The organism is Streptomyces sp. NPDC057302 (genome assembly GCF_042667685.1).
In the GTDB taxonomy this organism is placed as follows: Bacteria; Actinomycetota; Actinomycetes; order Streptomycetales; family Streptomycetaceae; genus Streptomyces.
In genome coordinates this window covers 16,713-30,225 of record NZ_JBHUZJ010000010.1, presented here as the reverse complement: position 1 = coordinate 30,225, position 13,513 = coordinate 16,713, and the positions used below count along the sequence as shown (strand labels likewise).

Sequence of the window (13,513 nt, the reverse complement as noted above, 5' to 3'; positions counted from 1 at the left end):
ACCTACAACCGAACGACCAGTGCCAGAACTCGGGTCCGGCAGGTGGCGTACCGCATCGGTGAGCAGCTGCACCGCGGATGCCGGGTCGCCGGGCCGGCAGCGGTCGTAGTCGGTGGCCGTCGGGCCGAACAGGTCCTCCTGCTCCGGGGCGGGTCCGGGCGGGGATGAGGAGGCGGCGATCATGAGGCAGCTCCTTCGGTACAGGGTCGGTAGGCGGGCAGCGACCAGGACAGGCGCCCGCACGCGGACGCGGCCCGCTGTGCACCGTTGGCGTCGACGGTGAGGCGGTAGCGGTCCGGGGAGCCTGCGGCGCGCCACGTGACGGCAAGGTCCTGGAGTTCGGCCCAGATGTCCCTCGGTCCGTGGACGGTGACGGACCAGCGCCGGCGGCCGTCCGGCTCGGCGCGCATCCACGAGCCGCAGCCGGGCGCCCCGATCACCAGATGCTCCGCGCCGAAATCGCGCACCAGACCTCCGCCGAGGAGATGGTCGGCCGCCAGCCAAAACCCGCGGTCACTATCCGCGGGGGGCGCCAGCATGCTCCGCTGGGTCCACGTGTCCGTGTCGATGGCAATGCGCTCCTTGAACTCCTTGGTGAGCCAGATCCGCTGCATGCCGTGCCCGGCACGGTGGGCGAACTCCACCGCCTTCAGGTACGCGGTGAGCTGCCGCCCGGCCTCGCGCTCCACGACCGCGAGGCCGGGCCACGACGGAGAGGCACTCGTCACGTGGGCCAGCAATCTGCCGCCCGACGCGAGCTGCTCGACCAACGCCGTCGGTACGCACTCGACCGTGTACGACACGAAGATCCGGTCGAACGCCGCGCCGGGCACGCCGTGTTCGCCCGCACCAGCCACGGCTTGTGGATGCAGGCCCAGGTCGGACAGACGGGCCCGGGCTGCGGCGACGAGGTGCTCGTCCCGGTCGAGGGTGACCACCTGCTCATCACCGCAGATCTGACAGGCCACCGCGGCGCTCACCCCCGCGCCGGTCCCCACGTCCAGCACACGCAGCCCCGGACGCAGATCCAGCTCTTGGAGCAGCTGGGTGGTCAGGCCCAGCAGCGTCGACATCGACGTGATCGACGCCCCCGTGCGGATCCCGCGCGCCCGGCCCAGCAGCACCTCACCATCGTGCTGGACGGGGACACTGGCCCCGCTGTACAGCACGCCGACCAGCTCCGGCCGGTCCTCTGGTTCCGCCCAGTCCAGCAGTTCCCATCGCGGCGGTTTCTCGTCCTGGGCGGTGCGCCGTACGTAGGCCTGCGGCATCAGCCGTTCCATCGGCAGCGTGAGGAGCGCGTCGCGGATCACCCCCGGCTGAAGGGAGCCTTCTTCTTCGAGTCGGGTGACCATCGCCGCCCGCGCAGCGGCCGGATCCGTATACGCCGGCCTGCGCGCGCTGGCCGGACCGGCACTGGGGCCGGTGTCCAGAGGGCTCATCGCTCGTTCCAGCCCTGCTCGGAGTACGGGCGTCCCAGACGGATGCCGTCGATCGCCACGCGCGCGTACGGCACGACCGCGTCCGGCAGTTCCTCTGGCGAGAACCACCGCCACTCCACCGTCCGGTCGGGCTCCAGGACCTGCGGCGTGCCGGTCCAGGCGCAGGCCTGGAAGATGAGCGCGATCCGCGGCCGCGCGTCAGGGGAGTCGACGTGGTGCACCGTGTGGACCAGCTCGACATCCTCGGGCGCGATGATCAAGCCTGCCTCTTCCTTGGCCTCACGCAGCAGGCCAGCAACGGCGGCCTCCCGCTCGCAATGTCCGGCCAGGAAATGCCAACTGCCGCCTCCGAAAGCCGAGGTTGGGTGGCGACGGCCCAGGAGGATCCGGTTCTTCTCGTCCTGGAGATGGAGGTGAAGACCGACGATGTGAAGCTCGGTTCCCGCCGGTGCCTCGGCGGCCGGAGCAAGGGGGGCGGCCGAAGGGATTTGCGCTGCGGGCTGCTTGGCGGCGTGCTGCCGGATCAGCTCATCGAGTCCGGGGCTTAGGCGTACCCGGTCGAGCATGTCCAGGGTGCACCAGGTGAGCAGGACGCCTTCGCGGAGCTCCAGAGCCGCGGCGTCCCCCCTCCAGCGGCCGGAGAAGACCTGAATGGGTACCGCCAGGCCGTCGACGCTCGTGGCCTCCTCCACCGCGAAGGGAACCAGGTCCGCGGGCTCCAGGCCCAGTACCTCCTCGGCGAGCTCGCGCCGCACGGTCGCCTCTAAGTCCGCGTCGTCGCGAGTGCGGCCGCCCCCCAGGAGGGAAAGCACCCAGGGCTCCCAGATGTCGTCGCGGTCATCGCGCAGGTGAAGGAGATACCGGCCGGCCCCGTCGAAGACCATGGCGCTGGCGTTCACGGGCTGCGGGCGTCCGTCCAGGCAGCGTGCCTCGGCGGCCAGGAGTTTGGCCCGGAGTGTGGGGGAGCGCACGTCGGCGTACGACAGCCACTCGGCCCCGGTAACCTTCTCGTCCTGCAGAGCAAGCACGGGCGGCTGCTCGGCGGTGAGGTAGAACGCGAACCGGACATCCACGTGCTGATGAGCTGGTTCACCTTTGGCAGGGTTCGCGTCGATATCGTGCACGTCGACCTCGATCGGCTCGTCGAGGAACTGCGAGGTCAGGCACAGGTCACCGGGCCGCAGCCCTGCCGCCTCACAGGCCTCGCGGACGGCTGCGGCCAGGAGGGTACGGTCCCCGTCCTCAACATGGCCCCCAGGGCAGAATCGAAGCCCGGTGCCCCGATTGCCGATGTGGAGGACCCGTCGGTCACGGTCGATGATCACCGCGCTGCACGTGACGTGGGCGGGCAGCGTGGAGCGGCTGGACGGCTCCTCGGCCTGGTCCAGGACCGCCAACAAGCTCTCCAGGGAGCCCCGTTCCTCGGCGTGCCGTTGGAGATAGGTCTCGATGGTCGCGTGGATGTGAGAGCGGGACGGCGGCACGAGATCACCTTGGGACGTGGGGGACGGAAGAGGAGCAGACCGGGCGGGCTGCTGGGCCGGCGAGGGCAGCGATTGTCCACCGCCGGGTGCATGCGGGCGGTTGGTCACGGTCACGGTCCGCCTTCCGTCGAGCGGTCATGCCGCCCGTCCACGGTGGACACGGGGCCGGAGGCGGGCGGCGCAGACGGCCCGGGCAGCGTGCCGGCCTGTGCTCGGGAGCCGGTGCCGGGGGAGTTGGGCATGTCCATCAGGCCGCGCACCGGCGACCGGTAGAGCACCACCAGCGGCACGAGCAGCAGCACGGAGCCTGCCACCAGGGTCGGGCGCACGCCGATCCAGGTGCCCAGGCCGCCGGCGAGCAGCGCGGCCGCGGGCCGGGCACTCGCGGTGAGCCAGGTACTTACCGCCTGCATCCGGGCCTGCATGCCGTGCGAGGTGATGCTCTGCCGGATCGTGCGTTGCGTCGTTCCGGCTGCCGCCGCGCAGGCCAGCTGGATGAACAGGGCGCAGGCGATGGCGATCTGCCAGGCGAGGCCCGGGGAGGCGAGGAGCAGCGGGATCTGGGTGAGCGGGGTGAGGGCGAGCGCGGTGAGCATCATCGGCCCGGGCCCGTACCGCGTGGTCAGCGACGGAGCGGCCAGGGCCCCGGCCGCTGCGCCGAGCGCACCGAGGCCGAGCACCACACCGAAGACGGTGGCGCCCATGGCGAGGGAGCGCAGCAGGTAGAGCGCCCACAAGGTGTTCAGGAGCGCGAGGGCGCCCGACGTGGTCGCGTTGACGAGGGTCAGGGTCCGCAGCCGGTGATCGCGTTGCACGTAGCGCAGGCCTTGACCGATCTCGGTGTGCAGATGGCCGCGCTCCGCCGTAACTCTGGGCTGTGCTGTCACCTGGATCCGGGCGGTGCACCAGGCGCTGACGAGGTGGGACAGGACGTCGCCGAGCAGGGCCCGGGCGGGGCCGAGGAGCGCGGTCAGGGCGGCGCCGAGGTTGCTGCCTGCGGTCGCGGAGATGGCGAAGAGGATGCCGATGCGGCTGTTGCTGCGCTGGAGGAGCGAGCGGTCGACGAGGCTGGGCAGGAGGCTGATTGCGGCGGCGTCGTGCAGGACGCCCGCGGCGCCCTGCACGGCTGCGACCACCATCAGCTGGGTCAGTGAGAGCCGGTCGAGCGCGGCCGTCACCGGCACCGTGGCCAGCGCCACGGCGCTGACCAGGTCACCGATGATCATCAGGTGTCGCTTCGCGTGCCGGTCGGCGAGCGCGCCCGCATGCAACGCCAGCAAGGCCGGCGGCAGTTGCCCGAGGAAGGTCAGCCAGGCGACCTCGGCGGTGGAGGCGTCCAGTTCGAGGACCGCCAGCACGGGGATCACCATGCTGCTGATCGCGCTGCCGGTCACGCTCGCCGCCTGCCCGGACAGGTAGCGGCGGAAGGTGCGGTGCCGCCACAGCGACACGGGGACCGTCATACGCTCTCCCCCAGCTCGGAGCGGTACCCGGCGGCCTGGAGGGTGAACATGGCGGCGTACTCACCACCGCCGTGCATCAGCTCTTGGTGGGTGCCGCTCTCGATGATGCGGCCGGCGTCGAACACGTAGATGTGGTCGCAGGCGACGACGCTGGCCAGGCGGTGGGAGATGAGTACGGTGATCTGGTCGGGGCGCTGATCGTCGCGCAGCACGGCCTCGTACACCGCGTGCTCGGCACGGGGGTCCATGCTGGCCGTCGGCTCATCCAGCAGCAGGACGGGAGCCCCCTTGTACAGGCCGCGCGCGACGGCGATCTTCGCCCATTGGCCGGCGGACAACTCCTGGCCGCCGCGGAACCTTTTGGACAGCAGGGCCTCCCACTGGCCGGGCAGGCCGGCGATGACCGGTTCGGCGCCGGAGGCCCGCGCGGAGTCCAGCGCGCGCTGTGGGTCAGCTTCGGTGAGGGTGCCTCGGGAGATGGTCAGGTTGGCCAGCGTGCTGAAAGGGAATCGGACGGGGTCCTGGAGCACGCAGGCGACCCGGGCCTGCAACGACTCGGTGTCCATGTCCATCACGTTCACGCCGTCCCAGGCGAGTCTCCCGCCGTCCGACGGGTCGTACAGACCGGCGAGCAGGCGGGCGCAGGTCGACTTGCCGCTGCCGTTGACGCCGACGAACGCGACGGTCTGCCCGGCGTGGAGCGTCATGGAGATGCCGTCGAGGGCCGGGGCGTCCTTGCCCGGGTAGGTGAACGACACGTTCTCCAGGCTGATCGTCTTCACCGACTCGGGGGCGGGCCGGCCGCTTCGGCGCGGCTGCAAAGCGCGGCACTTCTGTTCGAAGGCGAGGAGATCGTCCACCCACATGGCGTGTTCGTAGAGCAGGTGGGAGACGTCGACGAGCTGGGTGAGCGAGGCCTGGGCGGTCTGGATGGCGAGGACTGCGCCCGCGCCAGCGGCCAGGGGCAGCCAGCCCGCGATCAGCATGGCGGCGAGCGCCGTGTAGGTGATGCCCGTGCCGAGTCCGCCGACGGCCCGGCCTGCCAGGGCCAGCCTGGCCGAGCTGACGCCCAGGCGGGTGTCTTCCTCGGCGATGCGAGTCGTCAGACGGGAGTGCTCGTCCAGCAGCGCGCCCTGGGCGGTGTCCGAGCGCAGCTCGGCGGCGGCGTCCCGCTCCAGCAGCAGCCAGGAGAAGACCCGCACCCTGCGCTGCAAGGTGTTGTAGCGCTTGAAGGAGTGGAAACGGGCCCGGGCACTGCGCACGGCGGCCGCGCCGACCGGCACAACGGACAGCAGGAGCAGAGGCAACAAAGCGCGGTGGAGCACGCCCAGAACGCCCGCGGTGCCCACGAGCCTGAGGAGAGCCGCGGCCAGGGAGACGACCTGGCCGACGATCTGCCGGGCGTAGAACAGCCCGCGGTCGTTGGCGCGGTACGCCTGATCGTGCCAGTCCGCGTCGTCCACGATCTCCAGCCGCACGTGGGCGGTCAGGGTGAGGAACTCCTTCTCCAGCGCCGCGCGGATCTTCGGCGTCACGCGGGCCTGGGCGACGGCGACCCCCGCTTCCAGGAGCGCGCGGGCGGACAGGAAGCCGACGACGAGCAGGAGTTGAGGGATGGCCGCGCGGACCCGGTCCGGTGTCGGCCCCTCCGCGAACAGCTCCCGGAGCACCGCCACGGAGGCCATGAGGCCGAAGGCGGTCATCGCGGCCGACGTCAGCTGCAGGACCACGACCGCGATCGTCGCGCTGCGGTCCGTGTTCCAGGCCAACTGTCCGATCTGTCGCATGATCCGCGGCAGCCGCACGAGGATCTCCCGCACCGTGGCCTTGGACGCGGCACCGTCGTAGATGGACCAGTACGCCTCCTCCAGCCCGTCAGTGATGTCCCGGTCGTCCGGGCCGCCGGAGACGGCGGCGGGCGGCAAGGGCAGCTCCCCGGCGCGCGGACCGGGCACCGCGCCGGGTCGGATGTCCTCGGTGGTCCCATCGGCGCTCATGCCCCCCACCTCGTATCCAGTCGTGCTGAGCGGCGGGCGCGAGCGGACGTCTGCTCAAGGTCGCCGGTCCGGGAAGAAGGCACGGTCCGCCGCTGCTGTTCGAATCCAGGGCAAGGGGTGGGGGCGGGCTCAGTGTTCATGGTGTCCTCCATCTGGGGCGGCTGGTTGGTACTGGTGCTCTAAGAACGCGCCGCTTCCGGGGCCGTAACGGCCCCGGACGGGTGAAAAAGTCGAACAGGAATGCGGATGCGCGTCTGCGCCAAGCACCGCCTGCCGCACCGCTGTTGAACTCACACGTTCGAGTGGTCGTCGAGGTCCGGCACCCGATCAGGGGCTTGCGTATCCGATCGGCCAAGCCCGTCTCCTCGACGACCCACGCAGCGATCGCCATCGCAGACGCGGGACGCCGATCGCGCAGAGGGCGAGGACCGCAGAGGAGCGCTATCGGGTGGCGGAGCGTCCTCGCTGCCACCCGGCGGCCCGTCAACACGAAGGTCCGATCGCGCGTCCCTCGTTCGGCGATGTCTGTGAGGCGGCTCGAGTCCGCGCAGTCTGGCCGAGCCGAGGTGCCCCTGCTGGCCGGCACCCGCTGTTCACGCCACAGGCGATCAGTTCGGCGCGACCCGGCCCCGGCCGGGAGTCGACGGGCGGGCGCGGGGCCGTGCTGCTCGTCGCCTAGAGTTCCGTCGCGAGAGCGCCCTTGCCGATCACTGCTGGGTGCTCTTGGACCTCGTCTCCGCAGGCTCCCCTCGGGCCGCACGATCAGGAGGAACCTGTGGCATCCGCGCAGTTGGGCACCCCGGAGGCGGCACTCGCCGACGCGAAGAAGCAGCTGGACATCCCGCGGATCGTCGTGATCTGCGGCTCCACCCGCTTCATGGCCGAGATGGCTGAGGCCGAGCTGCTGGAGACCATCGCTCGTCCTGCGAAGATCGTCGTCAAGCCGGGCTGTGACATGAAGTCGTCGCATGACCTTTGGTCCGACCCCGTCGAGGCTCAGGCGTTGAAGATCCGGCTCGACGCACTGCACCGGTCCAAGATCGTTCTCGCTGATGAGGTGCTCGTCGTGGGTGACTACATCGGGGACAGCACCCGCGCCGAGATCGTCTACGCCCGGTCGCTGGGCAAGCCAGTGAGGTTCACGCATCCCGAGGTCGACCCCGGCGCCTGACAGCCCGGTTCTACGCCCCTGACCCGGGCGCCCCACGGGCTGATTGTCGGCGGAGGGGCGGAGCGGTGAAGATGCGCTCATGAGGCGGCGACCCGCATCGCGGCCGTCACGGCGGCCGCGAGTGGCTGTTGGTGGGCTACCAGATAGAAGTGGTCGCCCTCGTACGTTTCGAGTCCGCCGAAGTGCGTCGTGAACGCTCGCCAGGCGAGCAGCTGCTCAGCGCCGATGACCTTGTCGTGGCGGCCCCCGAACACCGTCAGCGGAACGGGCAGCGGCCCACGCTCACGGGGAGGAGCCCAGGTGTCCACGAGCTTGAAGTCGCTGCGGAACACGGGGGCGAACGTACGCCACACGTCCTCGTTGTCGAGGAGCTGTGGGGGGCTGGCGCCGGCGTTGCGCAGCCAGCCGCGCAACGCGTCATCGTCCAGCAGATGAGGCTGAGTTGCGCCGGGGCAGGCCTGCGGGGCGCCGTAGGCGGACACGCCCAGCCAGGTGGGTAGCGGGCCCCGTTCGTGGAGAAGCCGGCGCGTGAGCTGGTAGGCGATCAGGGCGCCCATGCTGTGGCCGAAGATCCCGAAGGGCCGGTCGAGCAGCGGTGCGATGGCGGAGTGGAAGTAGTCGACCAGCTCGTCGCAGTTGTCGATCAGGGGCAGCTGGGGAGACTGGCCTCGGCCGGGCGCCTCCAGGAGACAAAGCTCCCAGTCCTCGGGGAAGTGCTCCGTCCAGCCTCGGTAGAGCAGGTGGGAGCCGCCGGCGTGGTGCAACAGGAACAGGCGCACGGCCGGTTCGGTCAGCGGCCGGGGGCGGATGACGGGGCCGGCCGACGGTGCGCCCGCGCCCTTCGGCGTGAGGAAGGCGTGCAGTGCGGCGAGGGTGGTGGCACCGCTGATGACCACGGTGTTCTCCGGGATGTCGTAGGTGTTCTCGACGCGCGTGGAGATCTCCAGCATCAGCAGCGAGTCGATGCCGAGCTCGTCGGCGAAGTGCGCCTGGTCGGTCACCTCCTGTGGATCGGTCTCCAGCGCGTCGGCTATCAGGGTGCGGAGCTCCTCAATGGTCACGGGCTGGGTGGTCATGGGTGTTCCCCTCGCTCCTCGCGGATGAGCCTGTGGTCAGTCAGGGAGTCAGCAGGACAGCGGCTGCTGCGTCATGGCGAGGCCCTCCCGCCGTCGCCAGCACGTGCCGGGTGGCATCCATCTCCAACCGGGCGACCGCGGCTGCGCATTGAAGGACCCCGAGCGCCCCGGACAGCGGGCCCAGCTGGGCTTCCAGGTCGATCCGAGGCGTGGCGGCGAGCAGCTGGTACGCCTCGGTGTCCGCCTGGCTGACGAGCCACAGTCCGATGGGCTTCTCGTCTCGCACGCCGGCGGATGACACCGCCGTGGCGTAGTCGCGGGTCCGTGCGTATCCGGCGATGGTGGCGCGCGGCCGCGCGCCACGGGAAGCGGCTGCGTGCGCCGGTTCGAGAATGATGGCGATCGCCGCGTCCGTGGACCGCTCGCCGAGCAGCTTCCTCGTCACGTCATTGACTGGTTCGACGCCGACGACGACGGCGGTCTCGGCGCGCCCGGCCATGATGAGGTTCCTTGCCCAGGCGACGGCGTCCAGACCGCTCGTGGCGCCGTTGCAGACGGTCACGTTGGGGCCACGCAGCCCGTAGCGGATGGCCACCCAACCGGCGATGACGTTGCTCGAGGTCTGGGGCAGGCCCAAGGGGCTGAGTCCCCTGACGCCTTCTCTGGCGATCGTGTCGGTGGCGTCGCAGACGTAGTCCGCGTTGCCCAGGTTGGTGCTGACCACGACGGCGGTCGCATCAGCCGCGCCCATGAAGACGCCGTCGGCGTCGGTCAGACCAGCGTCGTGGAGGGCGAACTCGGCGGCCCGCAGCGAGAGCCGGGACGCGCGGTCCTTGTTGCGCAGCTCGCGCCCGATAAGTCCGGTGCCCAGGTCGAAGCAGCCCACCCCGGGCAGGGGACCGAGGAGGTCGCGGGGCGCCGCGACTCCGGGCAGCGCCAGTCCGATACCCGTGACGACGACTTCCCGGCTGTTCGTGTTCCGCCTATCCGTGGTGCTCTTCGTGCTCATCGGGCTGCCTCCACGATCGCGACGGCGTTGATGCCTCCGAAGCCGAACGCGTCGATCTGCGCCAGGGCCAGGTCGCCGGAGGCAGCCGATCCCTGAACCAGGCGCAGTCCTGCGGCCTCGGGGATCGGATCGGCGAGTCCGAAGATCGGGGGGACCGTTCCCTCTTTCATGGCGAGCACCGCCATCAGCAGGCTGAGCAGTCCCGATCCGCCCAGGGTGTGGCCGGTCATTGCCTTGATGGCGGTCATCAGCGGCCGGCGCTCGGAGCCGTCGAAGGCGCGGCGCAGGACGCTCGACTCCGTCGCGTCGTTGAGGGGGGTGCCACTGCCGTGCAGCATCACCAGGTCGATGTCCCGGGCCCGCACCCCGGCCCTGCGGTAGGCGTCGAGCACCGCTCGGGTGATGCCGTCAGGGTCGGGTGCGGTGGCGTGGCGGGCGTCGCAGTTCGCGGACACACCGCGCAGCCGGGCGTGCACGGGCCCGGTCCCGGTCCCGGCGCGTTGTACGACGAGGGCGGCCGCGCCTTCGCCCATGAGCATGCCCTTGTGGGTGGTGTCGAAGGGGCGCAGCGCGTCGGGGAGGTCGTTCTGTACCCGGTCGAGCGTGCCGAAGCCGCTCTCGGTGGCGGCGTCGGTGCCCGCGACGACCACCGTGTCGGCCACGCCCAGCTCAATTAGGTCGGTGGCCATGGCGAGCGCGTACAGCGTGGCCGAGCAGGCGTTGGCGAAGGTGTACGTGGTGGACGCCCCGAAGGCCTTGCTCAGGGCGGTGCCGAAGTGCAGGTCTTCGAGGGCGACGTCCGCCTGGTCGCGCCACCACAACTCGAGGCTGCGCTGCTCCCGCATCGTCGTCCCGACCAGCACGGGCACCTGGGACAGGTCCTGGCCCAGGCCTGCGTCGGCGGCGGCCTGGCGCACGACGGTGGTGAGCCAGCGGGTGGCGCGCCGCGCGATATCGCCGCCGCCTGCGGGCCGGTCGTCGATCTCGTAGGCGTAGGCCGCGCGGTACTGGTCCGGGTTGAACGCTCTGAGGCGTGTGCGGCTCTCCTGGCCCGCGCACAGCGCAGCGAAGATCTGCTGAGGGCTGACGCCGATGTTGGCGATGGCGGCCATGCCCGTGAGGTCCCAGGTCACGGTTGCGTGGCCGCCTTCCTCAGTTCCCCGACGGCCAGCTTGCCGGTCGACGTGGTCGGCAGCTTGTCGAGGAACTCCAGACGGGCGGGGCGCCTGAACGCGGCCAGGCGGCCACGGATCGCGGCGAGCACCGCGCGCCGCACCACGGCCGCGTCAACTCCCGGCCGGGCCACCAGGAACGCCACCGCCTGCTCCAGACCGTCGGCGTCGCGACCGCCGGCCACCACGCATTCCTCAACCCCGTCCACGGCACGCAGGACCGTCTCGATCTCGCCCGGGACGACTTTGTAGCCGCCCAGGTTGAGCAGGTCGTCGGTGCGGCACAGATGAGTGAACGTGCCGTCCTCGGCGCGGCACACCAGGTCGCCGGTGTAGGCGCCGCCGTCGGCGAACGTGACTGCTGCGGCCTCTGGACATCCGATGTAGCCGAGGGCAACCGTCGGTCCGGCGATGTGCAGTCGGCCCTCCTGGCCGTCGGAGACGGGCGTTCCGTCCGCGCCGCGGACGGTCGCGGTGATCCCGGGCACCGGCACCCCGAACGTGCCCGGTTGCTCGTTCCCCAGTGGCGTACCGACGACGGTATAGAGGACTTCGGTGGCGCCGAGGCCGTTGTACAGCTGGGCCTGGAAAGCGGTACGGATCCTCTTGCTGAGCGGGCCCGGCAGGTTCTCGCCCGCCGATACGCACAGCCGCACAGAGTCGGGGATGAGCGTTCCGGGGGTGTTCACCAGCGCGGCATACAGCCGGGGGACGGAGAACAGCACGGTGGGCCGGTGGCGCTGCATCGCGGCGGCGACGGAGTGCACGTCGACGGTGCCGCTGATGAGCGCGACGCGGGAGCCGGCCGCCAGCGGGCACAGGACGGAGCTGCCGAAGCCGTAGCCAAAGCTCATCCGTGCGCTGGACAGCACGGTGTCCTCCGGGGTCAGCGCCAGGACGGTTCCGATGCCGTCAGACACGGCCGCGATCGCGCCCGCCGAGTGCCGAACTCCCTTGGGTCTGCCGGTGCTGCCCGAGGTGTATTGCACCAGCGCCTCACCCTCCGCACTCCACCTCGCTGGGGGCAGGATCACCTCCGCGCCGTGTGTGAGGCCTGGCACGCCCCTGGCTAACGCGGTGCGGATGTCGGCGCCGGTGAGCTGAGTGGTCGTCGCGAACAGCTTCTCCAGGGCATGCTGGCGCGCGGGGGCCGCATCCAGGTGCACCATCGCGGCGGCGCAGTCCACAGCGATGTAACGGACTTCGTCGTCCCTGAGCATCGGGCTGATCACCACGGGGACGCAGCCGTGCCACCACAGGCCGAGGACGGCGACGACGGTTGCCACGGAGTCATCGGCGACCAGCAGGCCGCGGGTGCCCCTGGGGACGCCTGCGGCCCGCACCGTGCCCGCATAGCCGCGGGCTGCGTCCCAGAGATCGGCGTAAGTGACCTCTCCGACCTGAGGGTCGAGGTAGCTGGTCCGGTCACCCCGCCCGGCACCGACGTGGCACCCCACCAGGTGGTCGAGCAGGGTGACGCCCTGAGGGTCTGCCGCCCGCGCGGCGAGCACAGCCGCCGCGGTGTCCAGGCTGGTGAACGCTGCCGCCTCCTGCGCGGACAGGGCCCCGATTTCGCGCTCAACCGCGACCACGACCGCGACCTTCTCCAACGAGCTCATGCCTAGCTCCTCATAGAACAGGGCACCAGGCGCGACGGCTTCCTCGTCCACCTCCAGGACAGACGCAACGATCTCTCGCAGCCTGGCGCGCGCTATGTCGATGTCTTTCACCGGCGGGAGTCCTTTCCGAATCTTCGTAGCCGAAGAGTGGGGTTCGGGGTGAACAGGGAGTACGAGCAGGCGGCTCACGTGCTGGAACGGCGCCAACTCCAGCCTCGATCCGGGCGAAGGTGCGGGAACGAGATGGGGTGCGCAGCCCTCCGCGGGCTACTCAGGCGCCCAGGCCCACCTCGCAGGGGAAGGAGACAGACACGCCCCGCGGCTCCTGCGTGAAGATGACCCTCTTGCCGAGCGCGGCCAGGAAGCCGAGCTCGAAGACGGTGCCGCTTCCGACGCGACCGCCCGGGTTGCACACGACGACAGCATCGGCACGCCGGAACGCTTCCATGTGCACGTACTTGTGCCGCCACGTGTCGCGCGCGTTCTTCAGCTCGTCCTGGTAGTCGAAGAGGATGAAGTCGGTGCCCTCGGTCTCCGGCTTGATCCTGGTACTGCGCGGACTGAGGACCTCGGCGCCGGTTTCGCGCAGCTGGGCGATGGTGCCCTCGATGTCCCCCAGGCACTGCTGGAAGCTCCCGCAGACGACGGCCGTCCGCAACTCCTGCCGGATCAGGCCCTCCACCATGTCGTCCGAACCGCCGGCGGACGCGGCCACGTCCAGGTAGAACCGTTCCAGCTCCGGACCGACGATGTTGAAGTAGAGGCCCGTGTCGACGAAGAAGCTGTTGACCAGCGTGGCTGCTTCCGGCTGCGGGAGCCGCTGGAAGACCCCGGTGGCGTGCACCCGGGTGCTCTTGGTGTCGACGACCTCGGTGAACTCCTTTAGCCCGGCGCAGAACCCGCTGACGCTGTCGGCCAGCGCCTCGCCGGTGAGGCCGGCTCTGAAGGGAAGCCGCTTCCTCGTGAGCAGCTGCAGCTCGCCGCTGTGACGGCGGTGGAGGCTGACGCGTTCCGTGCCGAAGTGGACCAGGATCTGTGTCGTCACCGTGCCGTTCTCCTTCTTCTCGGTTCGTTGCGTGG

10 protein-coding genes are annotated in these 13,513 nt (G+C 70.6%); 1 reads left to right on the top strand and 9 read right to left on the bottom strand.

Annotation, left to right across the window (positions count from 1 at the left end; translation table 11 throughout):
• Window positions 1–179: 179 nt before the first annotated feature.
• The 4 genes from ACFUPX_RS10275 to ACFUPX_RS10260 form a co-directional block, all read right to left on the bottom strand.
• Window positions 180–1,442 (bottom strand): methyltransferase domain-containing protein, encoded by a 1,263-nt coding sequence (locus ACFUPX_RS10275; RefSeq protein WP_383319139.1) that lies wholly within the window; start codon window positions 1,440–1,442, stop codon window positions 180–182.
• Window positions 1,439–2,926: an NUDIX domain-containing protein gene (locus ACFUPX_RS10270; protein WP_383319136.1), complete on the bottom strand. Its 1,488-nt coding sequence runs from the start codon at window positions 2,924–2,926 to the stop codon at window positions 1,439–1,441. The genes ACFUPX_RS10275 and ACFUPX_RS10270 overlap by 4 nt, the downstream gene beginning before the upstream one ends.
• A gap of 110 nt (window positions 2,927–3,036) precedes the next feature.
• Window positions 3,037–4,389 carry an MFS transporter gene (locus ACFUPX_RS10265; RefSeq protein ID WP_383319133.1) on the bottom strand — a complete coding sequence of 451 codons (1,353 nt, stop codon included), beginning with the start codon at window positions 4,387–4,389 and terminating at the stop codon, window positions 3,037–3,039.
• The gene (locus tag ACFUPX_RS10260; protein ID WP_383319130.1) at window positions 4,386–6,386 is read right to left on the bottom strand and encodes an ABC transporter ATP-binding protein; all 2,001 of its coding nucleotides are present in this window, start codon (window positions 6,384–6,386) and stop codon (window positions 4,386–4,388) included. The genes ACFUPX_RS10265 and ACFUPX_RS10260 overlap by 4 nt, the downstream gene beginning before the upstream one ends.
• Window positions 6,387–7,161: 775 nt before the next feature.
• Here ACFUPX_RS10260 and ACFUPX_RS10255 point away from each other — a divergent pair.
• Window positions 7,162–7,557, top strand: a complete 396-nt coding sequence (locus ACFUPX_RS10255) for a hypothetical protein (protein ID WP_383319127.1) — start codon at window positions 7,162–7,164, stop codon at window positions 7,555–7,557.
• 77 nt (window positions 7,558–7,634) lie between these two features.
• Here ACFUPX_RS10255 and ACFUPX_RS10250 read toward each other — a convergent pair whose 3' ends face one another.
• From ACFUPX_RS10250 to ACFUPX_RS10230, 5 genes are all read right to left on the bottom strand, one after another.
• A complete protein-coding gene (locus ACFUPX_RS10250) occupies window positions 7,635–8,633 on the bottom strand; it encodes an alpha/beta fold hydrolase (RefSeq protein WP_383319124.1) in 999 nt (332 codons plus the stop codon).
• A 40-nt stretch (window positions 8,634–8,673) separates the two neighbouring features.
• Complete coding sequence (locus ACFUPX_RS10245) at window positions 8,674–9,642, bottom strand: beta-ketoacyl synthase N-terminal-like domain-containing protein (protein WP_383319121.1); 969 nt, start codon at window positions 9,640–9,642, stop codon at window positions 8,674–8,676.
• A complete protein-coding gene (locus tag ACFUPX_RS10240; protein ID WP_383319119.1) occupies window positions 9,639–10,775 on the bottom strand; it encodes a beta-ketoacyl synthase N-terminal-like domain-containing protein in 1,137 nt (378 codons plus the stop codon). The genes ACFUPX_RS10245 and ACFUPX_RS10240 overlap by 4 nt, the downstream gene beginning before the upstream one ends.
• A complete protein-coding gene (locus tag ACFUPX_RS10235; RefSeq protein ID WP_383319116.1) occupies window positions 10,772–12,544 on the bottom strand; it encodes an AMP-binding protein in 1,773 nt (590 codons plus the stop codon). Before ACFUPX_RS10235 ends, ACFUPX_RS10240 begins: the two co-directional genes overlap by 4 nt.
• A gap of 160 nt (window positions 12,545–12,704) precedes the next feature.
• The gene (locus ACFUPX_RS10230; protein WP_383319113.1) at window positions 12,705–13,478 is read right to left on the bottom strand and encodes a nucleoside 2-deoxyribosyltransferase; all 774 of its coding nucleotides are present in this window, start codon (window positions 13,476–13,478) and stop codon (window positions 12,705–12,707) included.
• Between the last annotated feature and the right edge of the window lie 35 nt (window positions 13,479–13,513).

Coding starts and splice junctions, on each gene's coding strand:
- ACFUPX_RS10250 (WP_383319124.1), bottom strand. CDS start 8,633: ATGACCACCCAGCCCGTGACCATTGAGGAGCTCCGCACCCTGATAGCC.
- ACFUPX_RS10275 (WP_383319139.1), bottom strand. CDS start 1,442: ATGAGCCCTCTGGACACCGGCCCCAGTGCCGGTCCGGCCAGCGCGCGC.
- ACFUPX_RS10245 (WP_383319121.1), bottom strand. CDS start 9,642: ATGAGCACGAAGAGCACCACGGATAGGCGGAACACGAACAGCCGGGAA.
- ACFUPX_RS10265 (WP_383319133.1), bottom strand. CDS start 4,389: ATGACGGTCCCCGTGTCGCTGTGGCGGCACCGCACCTTCCGCCGCTAC.
- ACFUPX_RS10260 (WP_383319130.1), bottom strand. CDS start 6,386: ATGAGCGCCGATGGGACCACCGAGGACATCCGACCCGGCGCGGTGCCC.